The 17,782-nt window shown below is 69.4% G+C and carries 18 protein-coding genes; 12 read left to right on the top strand and 6 right to left on the bottom strand.

Annotated features, from left to right (window positions below; translation table 11 throughout):
- Positions 1-81: 81 nt before the first annotated feature.
- Positions 82-540: a MarR family winged helix-turn-helix transcriptional regulator gene (locus M0G41_RS00770; protein ID WP_248204219.1), complete on the bottom strand. Its 459-nt coding sequence runs from the start codon at positions 538-540 to the stop codon at positions 82-84.
- 99 nt (positions 541-639) lie between these two features.
- On the opposite strand from M0G41_RS00770, the gene hppD reads away from it, so the two are divergent.
- From hppD to maiA, 4 genes are all read left to right on the top strand, one after another.
- Positions 640-1,737 (top strand): 4-hydroxyphenylpyruvate dioxygenase, encoded by a 1,098-nt coding sequence (gene hppD, locus M0G41_RS00765; protein WP_248204745.1) that lies wholly within the window; start codon positions 640-642, stop codon positions 1,735-1,737.
- Positions 1,738-1,801: 64 nt separating this feature from the next.
- A complete protein-coding gene (hmgA, locus tag M0G41_RS00760) occupies positions 1,802-3,133 on the top strand; it encodes a homogentisate 1,2-dioxygenase (protein ID WP_248204217.1) in 1,332 nt (443 codons plus the stop codon).
- Between the two features lie 184 nt (positions 3,134-3,317).
- Positions 3,318-4,319 carry a fumarylacetoacetate hydrolase family protein gene (locus M0G41_RS00755; RefSeq protein WP_248204215.1) on the top strand — a complete coding sequence of 334 codons (1,002 nt, stop codon included), beginning with the start codon at positions 3,318-3,320 and terminating at the stop codon, positions 4,317-4,319.
- Between the two features lie 57 nt (positions 4,320-4,376).
- Positions 4,377-5,066, top strand: a complete 690-nt coding sequence (gene maiA / locus M0G41_RS00750) for a maleylacetoacetate isomerase (protein ID WP_425511217.1) — start codon at positions 4,377-4,379, stop codon at positions 5,064-5,066.
- Between the two features lie 351 nt (positions 5,067-5,417).
- Here the strand turns inward: maiA and M0G41_RS00745 are convergent, their stop codons facing one another.
- Positions 5,418-6,518 carry a PilT/PilU family type 4a pilus ATPase gene (locus M0G41_RS00745; RefSeq protein WP_248204213.1) on the bottom strand — a complete coding sequence of 367 codons (1,101 nt, stop codon included), beginning with the start codon at positions 6,516-6,518 and terminating at the stop codon, positions 5,418-5,420.
- A 161-nt stretch (positions 6,519-6,679) separates the two neighbouring features.
- Here M0G41_RS00745 and M0G41_RS00740 point away from each other — a divergent pair, with 161 nt between their 5' ends.
- The 8 genes from M0G41_RS00740 to M0G41_RS00705 all read left to right on the top strand — a co-directional run bounded on the left by M0G41_RS00740 (position 6,680) and on the right by M0G41_RS00705 (position 12,593).
- Positions 6,680-7,012, top strand: coding sequence for a DUF4398 domain-containing protein (locus tag M0G41_RS00740; RefSeq protein ID WP_248204211.1), 333 nt, complete (start codon positions 6,680-6,682; stop codon positions 7,010-7,012).
- Positions 7,009-7,962 (top strand): OmpA family protein, encoded by a 954-nt coding sequence (locus M0G41_RS00735; protein ID WP_248204210.1) that lies wholly within the window; start codon positions 7,009-7,011, stop codon positions 7,960-7,962. The genes M0G41_RS00740 and M0G41_RS00735 overlap by 4 nt, the downstream gene beginning before the upstream one ends.
- Positions 7,963-8,280: 318 nt before the next feature.
- Positions 8,281-8,505 (top strand): HP1242/YdcH family protein, encoded by a 225-nt coding sequence (locus tag M0G41_RS00730; protein WP_248204208.1) that lies wholly within the window; start codon positions 8,281-8,283, stop codon positions 8,503-8,505.
- A gap of 150 nt (positions 8,506-8,655) precedes the next feature.
- Positions 8,656-9,435 (top strand): SDR family NAD(P)-dependent oxidoreductase, encoded by a 780-nt coding sequence (locus tag M0G41_RS00725; protein WP_248204206.1) that lies wholly within the window; start codon positions 8,656-8,658, stop codon positions 9,433-9,435.
- Between the two features lie 69 nt (positions 9,436-9,504).
- Entirely contained in the window at positions 9,505-11,010 is a 1,506-nt protein-coding gene (locus M0G41_RS00720) for a cyclic nucleotide-binding domain-containing protein (RefSeq protein ID WP_248204204.1), read from the top strand.
- A 77-nt stretch (positions 11,011-11,087) separates the two neighbouring features.
- Positions 11,088-11,402: a hypothetical protein gene (locus M0G41_RS00715; RefSeq protein WP_248204203.1), complete on the top strand. Its 315-nt coding sequence runs from the start codon at positions 11,088-11,090 to the stop codon at positions 11,400-11,402.
- Between the two features lie 146 nt (positions 11,403-11,548).
- Positions 11,549-11,713: a hypothetical protein gene (locus M0G41_RS00710; RefSeq protein WP_248204201.1), complete on the top strand. Its 165-nt coding sequence runs from the start codon at positions 11,549-11,551 to the stop codon at positions 11,711-11,713.
- 208 nt (positions 11,714-11,921) lie between these two features.
- Entirely contained in the window at positions 11,922-12,593 is a 672-nt protein-coding gene (locus tag M0G41_RS00705) for a hypothetical protein (protein WP_248204200.1), read from the top strand.
- Between the two features lie 438 nt (positions 12,594-13,031).
- On the opposite strand, the gene M0G41_RS00700 is transcribed toward M0G41_RS00705, so the two are convergent.
- The 4 genes from M0G41_RS00700 to M0G41_RS00685 form a co-directional block, all read right to left on the bottom strand.
- Positions 13,032-13,817, bottom strand: a complete 786-nt coding sequence (locus tag M0G41_RS00700; protein ID WP_248204197.1) for a hypothetical protein — start codon at positions 13,815-13,817, stop codon at positions 13,032-13,034.
- A 71-nt stretch (positions 13,818-13,888) separates the two neighbouring features.
- The gene (locus tag M0G41_RS00695) at positions 13,889-14,686 is read right to left on the bottom strand and encodes a crotonase/enoyl-CoA hydratase family protein (RefSeq protein WP_248204196.1); all 798 of its coding nucleotides are present in this window, start codon (positions 14,684-14,686) and stop codon (positions 13,889-13,891) included.
- Between the two features lie 80 nt (positions 14,687-14,766).
- Positions 14,767-15,258, bottom strand: a complete 492-nt coding sequence (locus M0G41_RS00690; protein WP_248204194.1) for a cytochrome P460 family protein — start codon at positions 15,256-15,258, stop codon at positions 14,767-14,769.
- Between the two features lie 10 nt (positions 15,259-15,268).
- Positions 15,269-17,740, bottom strand: coding sequence for an ADOP family duplicated permease (locus tag M0G41_RS00685; protein ID WP_248204192.1), 2,472 nt, complete (start codon positions 17,738-17,740; stop codon positions 15,269-15,271).
- Between the last annotated feature and the right edge of the window lie 42 nt (positions 17,741-17,782).

Below are 17,782 nucleotides of genomic sequence, written 5' to 3'. Positions count from 1 at the left end.
CGCGACCCGGCGGGTCGCCGAGGGTCCCCGTCCCGAAGTCCGCGGTCAAGCTGCACTGCGGCGAAGCGAACCCTGCCCGCGTCAGCCGTGTGCGCGCAGCTCGGCGGCGTCGAGCTTGTCCAGAAGCTGCCAGAGCTGGTTGCGCTCGGCCTCATCGAGCGAGGCGAGCAGCGAGGCCTCGAGCTTCAGGGCCAGCGGGGCGATCTCGTCGTACACCGCCTGGCCCTGCTCGGAAAGGGTCAGGATCGAGCGCCGCCGGTCGGCCCTGTCGAACTCGCGCAGGACGAGCCCGCGGTCCAGCAGCGCATTGACCGCGCGGCTCACCGCCACCTTGTCCATGGCCGTGCGCTCGGTGATGTCCATGCCCGAGGCGCCGGGATAGCGGCCGAGCACCGCCATCGCCCGCCATTCGGTCACCGACAGCCCGAAGCGGTCGCGGTAGAAGGCGGCGATGTCGGCGCTGATCCGGTTGCTGAGCACCGAGAGCCGATAGGGCAGGAAGTGTTCGAGGTCGAGCACCGGGTGGGTCTGTTCGCTCATCCGTTGGGCCTGCTTGTCAATGGTTGCCACAGAAACTATAGTGGAGGACGGCGCATCATGGCGATGCGCCCGCACGCCACCGACTCATCGGGAGAAGCCATGAACGCCCAGCTCAAGCCGCACGCCGGCGCCGCCGCAGTCAGCCACGAGAACCCGATGGGCATCGACGGCTTCGAATTCGTCGAGTTTGCCTCGCCGGAGCCGGAAAAGCTGCACCAGTATTTCCGCATGCTGGGATTCACCCCGGTGGCCAGGCACAAGACCCGCAAGATCACGACCTACCGCCAGGGCGACTGCACCTTCCTGATCAACGAGGATCCGGACAGCTTCGCCGCGCGCTTCGCGGCCGAGCACGGCCCCAGCGCCTGCGGCTTCGCCATCCGGGTCAACAAGCTCGCCGAGTGGGCGCGTGTGCAGGCGCTGAAGAACGGCGCCGAGGCGTTCGAGGCCGAGGACGAGCTGAGCAAGGCGGTGGCCGCGCCGGTGATCAAGGGAATCGGCGACTGCATGCTCTACATCGTCGACCGCTATGACGAGAAGGGCACCATCCACGACCCCGACTACGAGTGGCTGCCGGGCGCCGAGATGAAGCCGACCGGCTTCGGCCTGACCTTCATCGACCACCTGACCCACAACCTGTTCCCGGGGAACATGGGCAAGTGGGCCGACTACTACGAGCGCTTGTTCAACTTCCGCGAGATCCGCTACTTCGACATCAAGGGGGCCAAGACCGGCCTGGTGTCGAAGGCGATGACCGCGCCCGACGGCATGGTCCGCATCCCGCTCAACGAGAGTTCGGACGAGAAGTCGCAGATCAACGAGTACCTGCGCGAGTACAAGGGCGAGGGCATCCAGCACATCGCCTGCTTTACCGACGACATCTACGCGACGATCGAGAAGATGCGCGAGCAGGGCGTCGAGTTCCTGCACACGCCGGACACCTACTTCGAGGTGGTCGATGAGCGCATCCCCGGCCATGGCGAGGACCTGCCGCGCCTGCAGAAGAACCGCATCCTGATCGACGCCGATCCCGAGACCAAGAAGCGCCTGCTGCTGCAGATCTTCACCCAGAACGCGATCGGTCCGATCTTCTTCGAGATCATCCAGCGCAAGGGCAACGAAGGCTTCGGCGAGGGCAACTTCCAGGCCCTGTTCGAGAGCATCGAGCGCGACCAGATGCGCCGCGGGGTGCTCTGAGGCACACGCGTCGACACACCCCTCTCCCGGTGGGAGAGGGGCGATCCAAACAAGGCGAAGGCCCATGAACGCCCAACTCAAGCCCCGCACGCAGTCAGACGAGACGCTCCGGTATCAGGTCGGATTCGGTCAGGAGTTCGCCAGCGAGGCCCTGCCGGGTGCGCTGCCGGAAGGGCGCAATTCGCCGCAGCGCTGCCCCTATGGCCTGTACGCCGAGCAGATCTCGGGCAGCGCGTTCACCGCGCCACGCCACGGCAACCGGCGCAGCTGGATGTACCGGATACGCCCCGGTTCGATGCACGGACCGTTCGAGCCGCTGCCGCACGAGGCCTTCCACAATCGCTTCGGCGAGACTCCGGTGAGCCCGGACCAGCTGCGCTGGGACCCGCTGCCCCTGCCGGCCGAGGCGCGCGACTTTGTCGATGGCCTGTACACCATGGCCGGCGCCGGCACGGCGCGGGCTCAGTCGGGGCTGGGCATCCACCTGTATGCCGCCAACCGTGACATGCATGGACGCTTCTTCGCCAACGCCGATGCCGAGATGCTGGTCGTGCCGCAGCAGGGTCGGCTGCGCATCGCCACCGAGCTCGGCGTACTGCAGGTCGAGCCGCAGGAGATCGCGGTGATTCCGCGCGGCCTGCGCTTCCGCGTCGAACTGCCGGATGGCCAGGCGCGGGGTTATCTGTGCGAGAACTTCGGCGCCGCGCTCCGCCTGCCCGAGCTGGGCCCGATCGGCTCCAATGGGCTCGCCAATCCGCGCGACTTCCGCACGCCGGAGGCGGCCTACGAGGACGTCGAGGGCGAATTCCACCTGATTCAGAAGCTGGATGGCGCGCTCTGGCGGGCCTCGATCGGCCACTCGCCGCTGGACGTGGTGGCCTGGCATGGCTCCCACGCGCCCTACGCCTACGACCTGCGGCGCTTCAACACAATCGGTTCGATCAGCTTCGACCACCCCGACCCGTCGATCTTCACCGTGCTGACCTCGCCCAGCGACAGCGCCGGCTGGGCCAATATCGATTTCGTGATCTTCCCGCCGCGCATCCTGGTCATGCAGGACACCTTCCGCCCGCCCTGGTTCCACCGCAACGTAGCCAGCGAGTTCATGGGCCTGGTCCACGGCGCCTACGACGCCAAGCAGGGCGGTTTCGTGCCCGGCGGAGCGTCACTGCACAACTGCATGAGCGGCCACGGTCCGGACGCCTCGACCTTCGAGAAGGCCAGCGCGGCGGATACCGGCAAGCCGGACTTCATCACCGATACCATGGCCTTCATGTTCGAGAGCCGCTGGCTGCTCTGCCCCAGTGCCCAGGCGCTCCAGGCCGGCCACAGGCAGGGTGACTACCAGCAGTGCTGGCAGGGCCTGAAGAAGCATTTCGACCCGAGCAAGCCGTAGGTCGGGACTCGCGCGCTGCCCGATGCCCGCCGCAGGCGTGGAACGCGGACGCAGCAGCGGTGATCGCGGCACAGCGCGCAGGCATTGATCGGACTGCTCTGCGGCCGACCCGGCATTCTCGACGGCGGGCCAAGCCCGGCCCTACGCTCCCCCAATTCGCCAGAACCCCACAAGGACTGACCGCATGAAACTCGGATCCCTCAAGGAAGGCGGCCGCGACGGCACGCTGATCGTCGCCTCGCGTGACCTCGCCCGGGCGGTGCGCGTACCGGACATCGCCCCGACCCTGCAGCGCGCGCTGGAAGACTGGGAATCGACCGCGCCGCGCCTGAACCAGGTGTCCGAGCTGCTCAATGGCAGCCCGGCGGAGACGATCAATGGCGAGCCGGTGTTCGCGGTCGACTTTGCCCAGCTGGCGGCACCGCTGCCGCGCGCCTTCGAGTTCGTCGATGGTTCGGCCTATCTGCCGCACGTCGAGCGCGTCCGCCGCGCCCGTGGCGCCGAGGTGCCGGACAGCTTCTACACCGACCCGCTGATGTACCAGGCGACCAGCGCCGGCTTCTACGGCCCGCGCGATCCGGTCCTGGTGGGCTCGGAGGAATTCGGCATCGACCTCGAGGCCGAGGTGCTGGTGGTGACCGACGATGTGCCGATGGGCGTGTCGCCGGAGGCGGCCGCCGGGCACATCCAGCTCATCGGCCTGGTCAACGACGTCTCGCTGCGCGCGCTGATTCCGGGTGAGCTGGCCAAGGGCTTCGGCTTCCTGCAGAGCAAGCCTCGGTCGGCGCTGTCGCCGGTCTTCGTCACCCCCGACGAGCTGGGCGAGGCCTGGAAGGACTGCAAGCTGCACCGTCCGCTGCTGACGCATATCAATGATGCCTGGTTCGGCGCGCCCGAAGCCGGCGTGGACATGCAGTTCAACTTTGCCCAGCTGGTCGCGCACGCCGCCAGGACACGGCCGCTGTCGGCCGGCACCCTGGTCGGCTCGGGCACGGTCGCCAATCAGGACACTTCGCTGGGCGCCTCGTGCTTTGCCGAGAAGCGCACGGTCGAGACCCTCGAGACCGGCAAGCCGGTGACTCCGTTCCTCAAGTTCGGCGACAAAGTACGCATCGAAATGCTCGACGCGGAAGGAAAATCCCTGTTCGGAGCGATTGAACAAACTGTGAAACGCTACACAGCCTAGGGAGCAGACTGCTTCACACTCCGGTAGGCGGAGCGTAGGCTGCAAGGCGGGGAATCCATGGGAGGCGTTGCTTTGAACGGCACGCTCACGCTTTACAGCTATTGGCGATCAAGCGCCGCCTACCGGGTCCGCATCGGGCTGCAGCTCAAGCGCCTGCCGCACGAGATCGCCGCGGTGCACCTGCTCCGCGATGGTGGCGAACAGCATGGAGAGGCCTACCAGGCGCTCAACCCGCAGGAACTCGTTCCCACGCTCAAGCACGGTCAACGGGTCATCCGGCAGTCGCTGGCCATCCTCGAATACCTCGAAGAGACCTTTCCGGACCAGCCGATCATGCCGGCCACCGCCCGTGATCGCGCTCGGGTGCGCGCGATTTCGCAGATGGTCGCCTGCGACATCCATCCGTTGAACAACCTGCGCATCCTGCAGTTCTTCGAGAACGGTTGGAACGTGCCGCAGCCCGAGCGTGAGGCTTGGGTGCGGCGCTGGATCCAGCTCGGCTTCGCGGCGGTGGAGAGCCTGCTCGCCGACAATCCCTCTACCGGCGAGTTCTGCGAGGGCGACCTGCCCAGCATGGCGGACTGCTGCCTGATCCCGCAGGTGTACAACGCCCGTCGGTTCGGCGTCGACATGTCGGAGTACCCGACCATCGAGCGGATCGACCGTCGCTGCCTCGAGATGCCCGAGTTCGACCTGGCCCGGCCGGAGAACCAGCCCGACGCACCGCCCGTAACGGCCCCGGCCTGAGCAAGCCTGGCGTCCGGAAGCCGCTAGTGTCCTGTCCCGGAAATACATCGCAGAACTCGCTCGGTCTGCGCCGCCGATGCTGCGTTGTTCGGCCGCTGCGCAGCAGCGCGGGCTTTGCCCGCTACGCCTTCGCTGCGCTCGGTCGGCGTCGCCATAGCGCTGCTATGCCTCCTTCTCGCGCCTTGCCTCGACGACGCATCCGCGTCGCGACTTCAACAACGTACTTCCGGGACAGGACACTAGAAGGCGTCGTTAGTCCGCCGTAGCGCTCGGCCTGCTGCGCGGTGCCCGGCCCATGCCGTGGCGGAGCGCTGGCAAGGGGCGCCGGGCAAGCCCGCCGCCGGGAGGGTGTCAGCGGAAGACCTCGGCGTAGGGGTCGTGCTCGTCGGTCGAGCCTTCGGAGAGGCGGATCTTGAGCGACAGGCCGTCGCGCGAGTCGGCCTTGCGCAGCACTTCCTCCAGCTCGCACTTGCCTTCCTTGTACAGCCGGTAGAGCGACTGGTCGAAGGTCTGCATGCCTTCCTCCAGCGACTTGTCCATCGCTTCCTTGACCTCGTGCACCTCGCCGCGGCGGATCAGGTCGCGGATCATCGGCGTGTTGATCAGCACCTCGGTGGCCGGCAGTCGCTTGCCGTCCTTGCCGATGACCAGGCGCTGCGAGATCACTGCCTTCAGGTTCAGCGACAGGTTCATCAGGATGTTCTTGTGCGCGGACTCGGGGAAGAAGTTGAGGATGCGCTCCAGGGTCTGGTCGGCGTTGTTCGAGTGCAGGGTGGCCAGGCACAGGTGGCCGGTCTCGGCGAAGGCGATGGCCGCTTCCATGGTGACCTGGTCGAGGATCTCGCCGATCAGGATCACGTCGGGGGCCTCGCGCATGGCGTTCTTCAGCGCGTTGTGGAAGCCATGGGTGTCGAGTCCCACCTCACGCTGGTTGACGATCGCCTTCTTGTGCTTGTGCAGGAACTCGATCGGATCCTCGATGGTGAGGATATGGCCGGTCGAATTGCTGTTGCGATGGTCGATCATCGCCGCCAGCGTGGTCGACTTGCCCGAGCCGGTGGAGCCGACCACCAGCACCAGACCGCGCTGCTCCATGATGATCTGCTTCAGCACCGGGGGCAGCTTGAGCTGGTCGAGAGTCGGGATCTCGCTCTTGATCGCGCGGATCACCATGCCGACCTCGCCGCGCTGCTTGAACACGTTGACGCGGAAGCGTCCGGCCTCGCGCACCGAGATCGCCATGTTCAACTCCAGCTCGCGCTCGAAGTGCGGAACCTGGCCCTCGTCCATCAGCGAGTAGGCGATCTTCTTCACCATGCCTGCCGGCAGGCCGGTATTGCCCAGGGGATAGAGCTTGCCCTCGACCTTGATGTTCACCGGCGCGCCGGTGGTCAGGAACATGTCCGAGGCGTTCTTCTCGGTCATCAATTTGAGGAAATAGCCGATATCCATAGCAGTCGCTCCGTCGTCCCCCTGGATGGTGGGCGGGCCCGGGCGTTGCAAGCCAGGCGCCGGCTTTCCACAATAGCCCAGCACACCATCTCGCCGGTGTCGTCGGGAATCATATGACAGGCAAAGGGAAATTGTTCCACGCGGGCGGGCCCATCGCCGCCGTGATCCTGCTTGCGGCCTGCGCCAGCACGCCGCCGCCCACGGCGGAACTGGCGGCTGCGGAGGCAGCGTTGAACGACGCCCGGCAGGCCAAGGCCGCCGACTTCGCACCGGTCGAGCTGGGCTTTGCCCGTGACAAGCTGGCCGTCGCCCAGGCCGCGATCGAGGCCCGCCAGTACGACCGGGCCCGGGATGCCGCGGCCCAGGCCGCGGCGGACGCCGAGCTGGCCCTGGCCAAGAGCCGCGCCGCCCAGGCGCGCAGGGAGGTCCAAAGGCGAAGCGAGGAGAACACCCAGCTCCGCCGCGACCTGCTGGGTGAGGAGAAACGCCGATGAGCCGCACCCTGATCCTGCTGGCCCTGATCGCCTGCCTTGCCGCCTGCGCCAGTACCCCGCAGCGCGATCTCGAGGTCGAACGCCTCGAGGCTTCGCTGTCGGCGCTGGAGAGCGACGCCTCGCTCGGCAGCCTGGCCCCGGCCGAGCGGCTCAAGGCGCGCCAGGCGGTGGCCGCCCTGCGCGCGGCGGAGAAGCGCGATCGTCCGGCCCAGCTCTATCTGGCCGAGCGGCGCCTGGAAATCGCCCGGGTGGCCGCGCAGGCCGAGCTGGCCCAGCAGCAGCTGGCCCAGCTGGAGCGTGAGCGCGACCGCATCCTGCTCGAAGCCACCCGCCGCGATGCCGAGCGCAACCGGATCGAGGCCGAGAAGCTTCGGCTGCAGAGCCTGGCGCGTGCCGAAGAGGCCGCTCGCGCGATGGACGAGGCGCGCGCCGCCCGGGCCGAAAGCGAGCTGTCCTCGGCCGAGGCCGAGGCCGCCCGTCGCCTCGCCGAGGCCCAGGCGGCCGAAGCCGAACTGGCCAAGCGCGAAGCGGAACTGGCCGGAGCAGCGGCCGACAGCCTGCGCATCCAGCTGGAGTCGATGACCTCGCGCCGCGACGCCCGTGGCGAGGTGATGACCCTCTCCGGCGACGCCTTCGCCTCGGGGCAGGCCGATTTGCGCCCGGAGGCCCGGGCCAACCTGTCCCGGGTGATCGACTTCGTGCAGTCGGCTGGCGCCTCGCCGGTTCTGATCGAGGGGCACACCGACAATCGTGGCAGCGCCAACCTCAACCAGGCCCTTTCCCAGCGCCGCGCGGAAGCGGTCCGCGACGCCCTGATCGAGGAAGGCGTCGACCCCGGCCGGCTGACCGCGGTGGGTCGCGGCAAGGACCAGCCCGTGGCTGACAACGACACGGCGGAGGGGCGCTCCCGGAACCGCCGCGTGGAGATCGTCATCAATCGCGGACGATAGCGCAACGTATTGAACTGAAAGAGTTTAATCTCACCGACGACAGGTCTCGCCGGTAGCCAGCCAAGTCGACGGACGGTGGTTGCGGGCGGCCGGGCAGCGGCGTAGGGTGGATTCACCGCGCCGCTGAGGGTGCGGTCCGAAGGAAGCAGGCCGATGAAGCATGACTGCGACAGCGCCGAGTCCGCCGCCTCACTGGCTGAGGCGGGGTCGGAGCGCGAACCGGTCCCCGCCTGCCACATGCTTGATGATCACTCTGCAAACGCCCCGCGCGAGCTTCTCGCGCGGGGCGTTTGCGTTTCTGCCTGAGGAGGAAACGCGATGTTCGAAGCCCATCCGCAAACCGAGGTCGAGGCCCTGATGAAGAACGATACCGAGTTCCGCCAGCTGTTCCGGCGACACCAGGAGCTCGACAAGCAGGTGCTGGATGCCGAACTCGGGGTGCTGCCCCTGGACGACACGACCCTGGCACGGATGAAGAAGGAGAAGCTGTTCGCCAAGGACCGGCTGACCCGCATGTTCGAGGAGCGCAACGCGGTGCACTGAGCACGCGGCTACGCAGCATGCGCCGGGCAAGCCCCGGCGTTCCGATGATCCGCGCCGGCCGAATGGCCGGCGCTTTTCTTCCGGCCGCCCATACGCAGCGCCGACGCTCGCACGGGCATCCTCCCGACATGCCCACCGTCGAGGATGCCGATGGCCGCCAGGTCAGGAACTTGCCCGCCCACGGGGTCACTTGCGCTGGTCACCGGAGCCAGCAGCGGCATCGGTCTCGCCGCGGTCACCCAGCTGCTCGAATCTCGGCCGGCCGGCCGGGTGCTGGCAGTCTCTCGCAGGGCCTCCGGCTGCGCCGCGCTCGACGCACTGGAGTCCGCCCACCCCGGACGGCTGCTGCGCCGCGACGTCGACCTTTCCGAGGCCGCGGCCATCGATGATCTGCCCGCATCCATCGACGATGACGCCGGCCGGCTCGACCTGGTGTTCCACTGTGCGGGGTTGCTCCACGACGCCGACATGAACCCGGAAAAGTCACTGGCCCAGCTCGACGCCACGGCGCTGGCGCGCAGCTTCGCGCTGAACGCGTTCGCCCCGGTTCTGCTGCTGCGTGCCCTGCTGCCACGGCTGAAGACCGCTGGCCAGGCGCATTTCGCCTCGCTGAGCGCCCGGGTCGGTTCGATCTCCGACAATCGCCTGGGCGGCTGGTACAGCTACCGCGCCGCCAAGGCAGCGCAGAACCAGCTGCTGAAGACCGCCGCGATCGAGCTGCGGCGCAGCGCGCGCGGCCTGTGTGTGGTCATGCTGCATCCCGGTACCGTCGACACCCCGCTGTCGGCGCCTTTCCAGGGGGGCGTGCCGGCGGACAGGCTGTTCACCCCGGAACGCGCGGCGCGCCAGCTGCTCGGCATCATCGAGTCTCTTGGGCCCGAGGACAGTGGGCGTTTCGTCGCCTGGGACGGACGCGACGTGCCCTGGTAGGCCTTCCGGCCATAGGCAAAGCGCCCCGGCTCGCCGATCATGGGGGCGGACCAGGCAGGCGGGGCGCACGTGGCAGGCTGGCTGTGGCAAGAGGAGGTTCTGGTGGGGGCGGCCATCGCCCTCGCCCTCGGCCTTGGCCTGCTTGCGCTGAAACCGCCCGACCGCGCGGGCATCCGCAACGTGCTGGTCCTGGTCATCCTCTTCGTCCTGATCGACGGTCTGGCCGCGCTGCTCGATCGCGCCGGCTTCGACCGGGCCGCCTCGCTGTGCTCGGGTGCGGCCTTGTTCGGCATCGGCGCCGCCCTGATCCGACTTGGCGGAAACTGGGTGTTCAGGGTTTTCCTGCCACGGCTCGGCTTCGAGTTGCCGCGGATCGTCGAAGATCTGGTAACCACCGCGCTGGGCGTCGCCTGGCTGCTGTTCTGGCTGCACGGCATCGGCGTCGACCTGGCCAGCCTGCTGACCACCTCCGCGGTGATCACGGCGGTGCTCGCGTTCTCGATGCAGGACACCCTCGGCAATGTCCTCGGTGGCGTCGTCCTGCAGCTCGACGACTCCGTCAAGGTGGGCGACTGGGTGCGCTTCGGCGACGTCGCCGGACAGGTCGTGGATGTCCGCTGGCGACATACCGCGGTGGAGACGCGCAACCGCGAGACGGTGATCATTCCCAACGGTTGGCTGGTCAAGAACCTGTTCACCGTGATCGGGTCACGCCGCGATCAGCGGATCCGCTGGCGACGCTGGGTCTGGTTCAACATCGAAATCGGCGCCTCCCCCACCCAGGTGCAGAAGGTGCTTGAGGATGCCGTGCGCGGGGCGGACATTCCCAATGTGGTGCCCGATCCAGCGCCCAGCGCGGTGCTGATGGAGGTGGGGCACGGGTTCGCCCGCTGGGCCCTGCGCTACTGGATCGAGGATCCGCGCCCCGACGACCCCACCGACTCCGAGGTGCGCATGCACGCGCTGGCGGCCCTTGCTCGCCATCGCATAGCACTGGCCGTGGTCCGCGAGGAGCGGCTGGTGATCAAGGAAAACGATGCCCGCCGGGCCGCCCAGCGCGCCGACGACCAGGCCCGTCGGCTGCGCGCGCTGGGCGAGATCGAGCTGTTCTCGGTGCTCTCGGACGAAGAGCGCGAGGAGGTCGCCGACGCGCTTATCGAAAGCCCCTTCGTGCATGGAGACACCATCACCCGGCAGGGCGCCGTGGCGCACTTCCTCTATCTGCTGGTCGATGGCGAGGCCGACGTCTGGACCGAGGCCCACGGCCGGCGCCAGCACGTGGTGACCCTGAAGTCGGGCAGCGTCGTCGGCGAGATGGGTCTGATGACCGGCGAGCCGCGTCGAGCGACGGTCACCGCGCGCAGCGACGTGCTGTGCTATCGCCTGGAGAAGGGCGCGCTGCAGCGGATACTCAATGCGCGGCCGGACCTGGCGGAGGAGCTGTCCCGGATCATCTCGCGGCGCAGCAGCGAGCTCGACAGCCGCGCTGAGGCCGGAGCCCCGGGCGAGCGCCGTCCGGTCTCGGCGCAGGAGGCGATCAGAAGCCGGATCCGCAGCTTCTTCGGGCTCGACTGAAACGCGGGTGTTTTCCCGGACAGCGCGGGCAGGGCGCTCTGCGGCATACTTCCAGTCCAGACGAAGAGGGGAACACCATGTCGACCTACTTCCTCGTGCACCTGTCCACGCCGGCTGCGCCCGAGAACCTGGCCGAAGCGCACGCCGCCGACGAGCTCTATCTCAACGTCCGTGGCCGGCCCAGCGACTTCGCGCGCGCCGCCCGCCTGGAATCCGAGGATCTGGCCCGCGCCATGCGCGAGGCCTGCGTCGCCCCGCTCAAGGCCCGCTACGGCGACGAGGTGACGATGAAGCTGCGCCAGGCCAATGGCGACGGCGCCGATGACGCCCAGCGCATCGCCAACGACTCCAACGCCGCCCGCGACTGGCTGGTCAGCCAACCGGCCAGCTGAGACCGGTCGACCCCGACGCGGCGCCGCTCGTCGCCGCGAGGCACGTTTCCTTCACGACATGCACCGCCTCGGTGCATACTGCCCGCGGCCTTCCGGGCAGGCGTTGACCTGCTCCATGGCCATCCCGCAGATCAGGAGGGATGCACTTGGTCGACCCGACCCAGCCCGAGATCGAGGACACCCGCATGGATGGCTATCCGCCATCCGAGGGTGAGGATCAGGCCCCGCAGGCCGTCGTCCGCCACCAGGTGGTGGATGACGACGAATGGGGCGAGATCGAAGAGATCGTGGTCTACAGCGACGCTGCCTGAGCCGGCCGCCGCAAGGCGCGCCGATCCGATGCAGGGCGTGGCCGGTCGCCGCAACCGGCCCTCGAACACCGCCGACCGGCGGTGCGCAGGCGGCTCTCCCTCCTCTCTTGATGCCCACGCGCCGCTGACCGGACGGCACCGCCCCTGCTCACTGCGTCGATGGTCCGGCTGCGTGTAGTCTGCGGACGGGCCCCCCTCGATCGGATCGATGTCCGCCGCCACCCTGCTCGCCCTCTTGGCCCTCGCCGCCGGCATGCTCGCCATCTGGAGCTGGCCGCCAGCGGCGGCACCCGCCGCCCCTGCGCGCGGGCGCGGTCTCCGTGTCCTGCGCCGCGGCATGGCGTCGATGCTGATGGCAGTCGCCTTGCTCGCGATTCTGCTGGCCGCGGCCGTGCATCACTACCGGCCGTGGCGGGCCGGCAGCCTCATCGCCGAGCTGGCGGTGCGCGAGATCGGCCCCCAGCACTTCGAAGTGACGCTTAGCCTCCCGGCCGAGGTGCCGACGACCTATGCGCTGCGCGGTGATCAATGGCAATTCGACGTCCGCCTGCTGCGCTGGAAGCTGCCCGCCGCCCTGCTCGGTGCGCCACGGCTCTACCAGCCGGACCGGCTCTCTGGCCGCTATTCGGATATCGAGGCCGAACGCAGCGCCGAGCGCAGCGTGCACGCGCTTGCCGACGACAGCGCCTGGGATGCCTGGCGGCTCAAGCGCCGTTTCGCCAGCCAGCTGCCGATCTTCGCCGCCGACTACGGCAGCAGCGCCTATCTGCCCCTGGTCGACGGCACGCGGTTCCACATCCTGGTGGGCGACGTCGGCGGCATCGAGGCCCGTCCCGCCGACCCCGAAAGCGCCCGGCGGCTGGCCGAGCAGGACTGGTAGCGGGCTGCTGCGGGCAGGGTTGAAGGGCAACGGCCGGTGCGGGCGCGAAGAAGACGTTCATAGGGTGCGGCTTGCCGCACCGGGCATACCGTCCGAACGCCCGTATCGGTGCGCCAAGGCACACCCCATGAGGCTTCGCCGACGCCCGACGAAGCCCGACTGTGGGAGCGCCCTTGGGCGCGACCGCGGAGATCCGCTCCGACCTCGGTCTGTGGTAAATCCGATGGGCCGCGGTCGCGCCCAAGGGCACTCCCACAATTTGACTGCGGCAAGGTCTGCTTTGCGGCGTAAACCGGACCCGGCAACGCCGTTGCATGTGAGCCAGCTTGCTGGCGATAGGCGCCCTGGATGGGATGATCGCCAGCAAGCTGGCTCCTACATTCGGGTATTGCGGAGGGTCTTCTTCGCGCCCGCATTGCCCGTTGCGCCGCGCTACCCTCAGCGCCGCGCGGCGGCTGGTTCGGCGTCGAAGCCGGACTGGCGGATGCGGCCCGGCCAATCGCCGAGCGAGGCCAGCGCGGCCTGCCATTCGGCGGCCTGCCAGGCCGGCAGGTAGGGGTCGATCTCCACGCTCTGCAGGCGGTCGGGTCGCAGGCCCTCGACCGGCATTACCGTTGGCGGATCCTCGCTATCCGGGCAGAGCACGGCAATGCGCAGCTCGTTCTCCCAGGCAAAGCCCGAGCGCTTGAGCAGCAGGGCCTGCATGGCCACCGGCAGCGGATCCTCGCCGGCCTGCAGGCGGGCGCTCAGTCGTTCCAGGGCCCGGTGCAGGTCGCGTTCGTCAAGGTAGCGGCAGCGCCCGACCATCACCCGCGCACCGCGCGGCAGTGCGAGCCGGTTGAGCTCGGCCACCAGGTCGCGCAGGCGCAGGCCGATGCGCAGCACGCCGCCATGGCCGGCATAGGTCCGCCACAGGGCTTCCGAGCCGAACTCGAAGCTCAGGCACTTCAGCCAGGCGCCGACCCGGGCCAGTGGTCCCTCCGGCGTCCACAGCCGTTCGGCGACGAAGCGTTCGTAGCGGTCCGGCCAGGTGGCCGGCCGGGCAAAGCCGCTGCGCCCCTGGCGCAGCCACAGAAGGGTCTCGGCCAGCGAGGCATAGCGATAGACCTGACGCCCGGCGAGCTCGTCCGCAGCGGCATCCAGAAAGACCCGGCGACCGCAGCGTCGCCACTCCGGCTCGTCGACGCGGCGCATGAGCAGGGGCTGGCGATCCTTCAGCGACATGGGATGGGCTCCGGGCGGGGCGTTCGGGGCTGCCCGAGTATGCCTGCGCTTGTCTCGTAGCCTGCGAAGGCTCAGGGGCCGAACTGGCGCGGCGCGTAGTCAGCGTCGCCGGCGCCGCGCTCGCGGCGCACGGCCAGTGCGCGATTGCGGCCCAGCAGCAGCTTGAGCTGCCAGCGCTTCTCCGCCGCCAGTGCGCGTGCAGGGCTTCGCCCCAGGCTGGCGTCGAGCACGCGCTTGGCGGCGAGCAGCGCGTCGGGGGAGCGCTCGGCGAAGCTGGCCAGCCACTCGAGCGCGGCGCGTTCGGGATCCTCGGCCAGTCGGCTGACCAGGCCCAGTTCCTGCGCCTCTGCGGCCGGTACCTGGCGCGCGCTGAAGGTCAGCTCGCGGGCCACGTCGGCCCGCACCAGACCACGCAAGGTCGTGCTGAGCCCCATGTCCGGGACCAGGCCCCATCGCGCCTCCATCACAGACAGCTGCGCGTCCGGCGCCGCTACCCGCAGATCAGCGGCCAGGGCCAGCTGCAGACCGGCGCCGAAGCAGGGCCCGCGCAGCGCGGCGATGACCGGAACCGGAAGTTCGCGCCAGACCAGCATCGCCTGCTGGAACAGGCTGCGCCCGGGGCGGATCAGTTCCCAGAAGGCGAACAGGCGGTTGCGCGGATTGCCCAGTTCACCGAGATCGATGCCGGCGCAGAAGGCCGGGCCGGCACCGCACAGGACCACGCCACGTAGGACGCGATCCGCAGCCAGCTCGCGGGCTGTCCGACGCAGCGCGCGCAGCAGGTCGAAGCTGAGCGCGTTGCGCTTTTCCGGGCGGTTGAGACGGACCACGGCGAAGGCGTCGTGGCGGTCGATCTGCAGCAGGGCCATGCGCGATTCCTGTCGGCGTTGCCGACAGGGTAGAGCATGCCGGACCCGGCGAAATGGCCGGTGACTGTGCCGGCAGGCACCTAGCGGCGCCCCAGCCCCGGATAGAACTGGGTGAAGACCTGGTCGTGCGCGGCGTGGGTGGCGTGGCAGCCGTAGCACTCGGCGCTGCGCGGCAGAGGGATACCCGTCCCGCCGCTGCGGCTGTAGAAGGTCCAGCTGCCGGGGCCGGCGCGCTCGTCCTTGACGTGCAGCGAGCGGCTCAGCACCTCGCCGGCAAAGCGGCCGCTGCGCGCCGGTTCGGCGTCATCGCGCGAGCGGCGGATTTCCAGCTCCAGCATGCTGCCGATGGGGAAGCGTCCGGTCTGCAGGTAGCGGGCGTGGGCCGCCGGGTCCATCCGCACCAGGTTGAAGGTGGTCTGCCCGCCGGCCTCGTACTGGAGGGCATGGGTCAGCCCGACGACCGGCCAGCTGTCGGTGTCGCCGGGCCACGCCAACCGGGCCTCCTCGGCGGCGCAGGAGGGGAGGGCGAGCAGGCCGAGCAGGGCCAGGCGGGCGGGATGATTCGGGATCACGGCGGTTGCCTCAGGCGTCGTTGAGGACGCTGCTCGGGCTCAGCGCCCGCAGCCTTCGGGTCGGCAGCAGGCTGGCGATCACGGCGGAGGCCAGCAGGACGCCGGCGGCGGCGAGAAAGCTCGGCGGGTCGGCGCTGCCGACGCCGAACAGCCGCGACTCGAGGCGCAGTCCGACCAGCCAGGCGCCGACCGCGCCGATGCCGACGCCGAGGGCGACCAGGCGTAGCGCCTGGCCGAGCAGGCGACGGCGCAGGCCCGGCACGCCGGCGCCCAGCGCCATGCGGATGGCGAATTCGCGCAGGCGCTGCTCGACGTCGAAGGAGACCAGGCCGGCCAGGCCCACCGCAGAAACGCCGATCACCAGGGCGGCGAACCAGCCAAGCAGCCAGCCGACCAGCCGGGTCGGTGCGAGGTCGGCGTCGCGGACCTCGCCAAGAGTCAGCAGCTGGTCGACCGGCAGGTTCGGATCCTCGGCGCGCACGGCCTCATGCAGCGACCGCTTCAGGGCCGCCTCGCCGCCGGGCCCGCGCACGGTGACCCGGACCTGGCGCATCGGTGCCTGACGGTAGGGCACGTAGAAGGCCGGCCCCTCGCTGTCGCGCAGTCCGTACTGGCGCACGTCACCGACCACGCCAAGCACCTCGAAGCCGGCCAGCTCGGTGAAGCCGGACATATTCATCGCAGGCAGCAGGCTGTGCCCGGTGGGGTCGCGATCGCCCCAGTAGGCGCGGGCCATTGACTCGTTTACCAGGGCCACCGGTCGTCCGGCCAGATCATCGGCGGCGGTGAACGCGCGGCCGCTGCGCAGCGGAATGGCGAGGGTGTCGAAATAGCCCTCGCCGACGATGCGGAAATCGGCCGCTGGCAGCTGGGCAGGGTCGAGGTCACCGCGGCCCGGCAGGCTGACAGCGGTTTCCATGAAGGCGCCGGAAGCCTGCATCGGCAGGGCCAGAGAGACCGAGACCGCCTGTATCCCGGGCGCGGCGGCCAGGCGCTGGCGCAGACCATCAACGAAGGCGATGCGCCGCGGCAGTTCGCGATAGCTGGCGGTATTCATCTCGACCCGCGCGCTGACCACCTGGTCGATGCGGAAACCCGGCGACTCGGCGTGCAGGGCGGCCAGGCTGCGCAGCATCAGCGAAGCGGCGGTGGCGACCACGAGGGAGATCGCCAGCTGGGCGACGATCAGCCCGGCGCGCAGGCGCCGCGCGGGCAGCGCCTCGCTGCTGCCGCGCGCCGAGCTGCCGGCGAGCAGCGGACGCTTGAGGCGACCCGAGCCCAGGGCGGGCAGCAGGCCGACCAGGCAGCCGACCACCAGCGACAGGCCGAGCGCAAAGCCCAGCACACGCCAGTCGAGACCGACGTCGGCGGCGAGCGGAGTGAAGTCCAGCGCGTGATCACGCATCCAGCCCACCGCCAGCGAAGCCAGCAGACAGCCGGCGAGGCCTCCGGCAAGGCCGAGCAGCAGGTGTTCGACCAGCAGCATCCGCGCAAGGCGCAGCCGGCTGGCGCCGAGCGCGCCGCGCACGCCCAGCTCGGCGCTGCGACGGGCCAGGCGCGACAGGGTCAGGTTGGCGACATTGGCCAGAGCCGCGGCCAGCACCAGGGCGGCGATGCCCAGCAGCAGCTGTCCGGTATCGGTGAAACGCGCGGCGAAGACCTGCTTGAGCGGCTGGGCCTCCACACGCGGTGGCCGCTCGCCGGGGTAGTCGCCCGGATGGCTGGTGCGCAGCGCGGCGGCGCGGGTGGCGAGCTGCGTGGCGACCGTTTCGGCATCGACGCCGACGGCGGTCCGCCCGACCAGCTGCAGCAGACGGAAGTCGCGACGGCCGTAGTTGTCGGGATTGGAACGGGTCGGGCAATGGGCGAGGGTGATGTACAGATCGTTGGCATTGGGCAGCTGGACCATCGGCGGCAGCACGCCGATCACCTCGTGGGCGCGGTCGTTCATGGTCAGCGTTCGGCCCACCGCGGCCGGGTCGGCCCCCAGTTGGCGGCGCCAGAACTCGTGGCTGAGCAGCACCGTCGGCGCCGCCTCGTAGGCGTCCTCTCCTTCGCGGAACAGGCGACCGTGCTGGGCCTGCACGCCGAGGGTCTGGAAGAACGAGGCCGAGACCACCCCGGTCTGCACGCGCACTGGCTCGTCGAGGCCGAGCACGGTGAAGGACATGGTGTGGAACTCTTCCAGCGCGTCGAGCCCGGGCAGGTCTGCGTAGTCGGCGCGCTCGATCGGCGAGAAGCCGAATGCCTGACCGGCGTCGTCCTCGGCGTACTGCTGCAGGAAGACCAGGCGCTCGCTGTGGGTGTAGTCGAGCGCGCGAACCACGATGCCGTCGTAAAGGCTGAACACGGCGGTGTTGAGCCCGATCCCGAGGCCGAGGATCAGCACGATGGCAAGGGTGGAGCCGGGGGCCCGGCGCAGGCTGCGCAGGGCGAAGCGGATATCCTCGAACATGGCGGTCGGCGGCTTGCGTGGGGTCACGGATGCCACCGATTATTGGCAGCCGCAGTGCGCCCGGCGCGG

The organism is Pseudomarimonas salicorniae, assembly GCF_023156535.1.
Taxonomy (GTDB): domain Bacteria; phylum Pseudomonadota; class Gammaproteobacteria; order Xanthomonadales; family Xanthomonadaceae; genus Pseudomarimonas; species Pseudomarimonas salicorniae.
Note: the sequence above shows the minus strand (reverse complement) of the source record. Positions and strands in the feature narration are given on the sequence as shown.

Excerpts from the sequence above, each read along its gene's own strand:
- M0G41_RS00715 (WP_248204203.1), top strand. The coding sequence starts at position 11,088 with ATGTCGACCTACTTCCTCGTGCACCTGTCCACGCCGGCTGCGCCCGAG.
- hppD (WP_248204745.1), top strand. The coding sequence starts at position 640 with ATGAACGCCCAGCTCAAGCCGCACGCCGGCGCCGCCGCAGTCAGCCAC.
- M0G41_RS00730 (WP_248204208.1), top strand. The coding sequence starts at position 8,281 with ATGTTCGAAGCCCATCCGCAAACCGAGGTCGAGGCCCTGATGAAGAAC.
- M0G41_RS00725 (WP_248204206.1), top strand. The coding sequence starts at position 8,656 with ATGGCCGCCAGGTCAGGAACTTGCCCGCCCACGGGGTCACTTGCGCTG.
- M0G41_RS00755 (WP_248204215.1), top strand. The coding sequence starts at position 3,318 with ATGAAACTCGGATCCCTCAAGGAAGGCGGCCGCGACGGCACGCTGATC.
- M0G41_RS00705 (WP_248204200.1), top strand. The coding sequence starts at position 11,922 with ATGTCCGCCGCCACCCTGCTCGCCCTCTTGGCCCTCGCCGCCGGCATG.
- M0G41_RS00695 (WP_248204196.1), bottom strand. The coding sequence starts at position 14,686 with ATGGCCCTGCTGCAGATCGACCGCCACGACGCCTTCGCCGTGGTCCGT.
- M0G41_RS00745 (WP_248204213.1), bottom strand. The coding sequence starts at position 6,518 with ATGGATATCGGCTATTTCCTCAAATTGATGACCGAGAAGAACGCCTCG.
- M0G41_RS00735 (WP_248204210.1), top strand. The coding sequence starts at position 7,009 with ATGAGCCGCACCCTGATCCTGCTGGCCCTGATCGCCTGCCTTGCCGCC.
- hmgA (WP_248204217.1), top strand. The coding sequence starts at position 1,802 with ATGAACGCCCAACTCAAGCCCCGCACGCAGTCAGACGAGACGCTCCGG.
- M0G41_RS00700 (WP_248204197.1), bottom strand. The coding sequence starts at position 13,817 with ATGTCGCTGAAGGATCGCCAGCCCCTGCTCATGCGCCGCGTCGACGAG.
- maiA (WP_425511217.1), top strand. The coding sequence starts at position 4,377 with ATGGGAGGCGTTGCTTTGAACGGCACGCTCACGCTTTACAGCTATTGG.
- M0G41_RS00770 (WP_248204219.1), bottom strand. The coding sequence starts at position 540 with ATGAGCGAACAGACCCACCCGGTGCTCGACCTCGAACACTTCCTGCCC.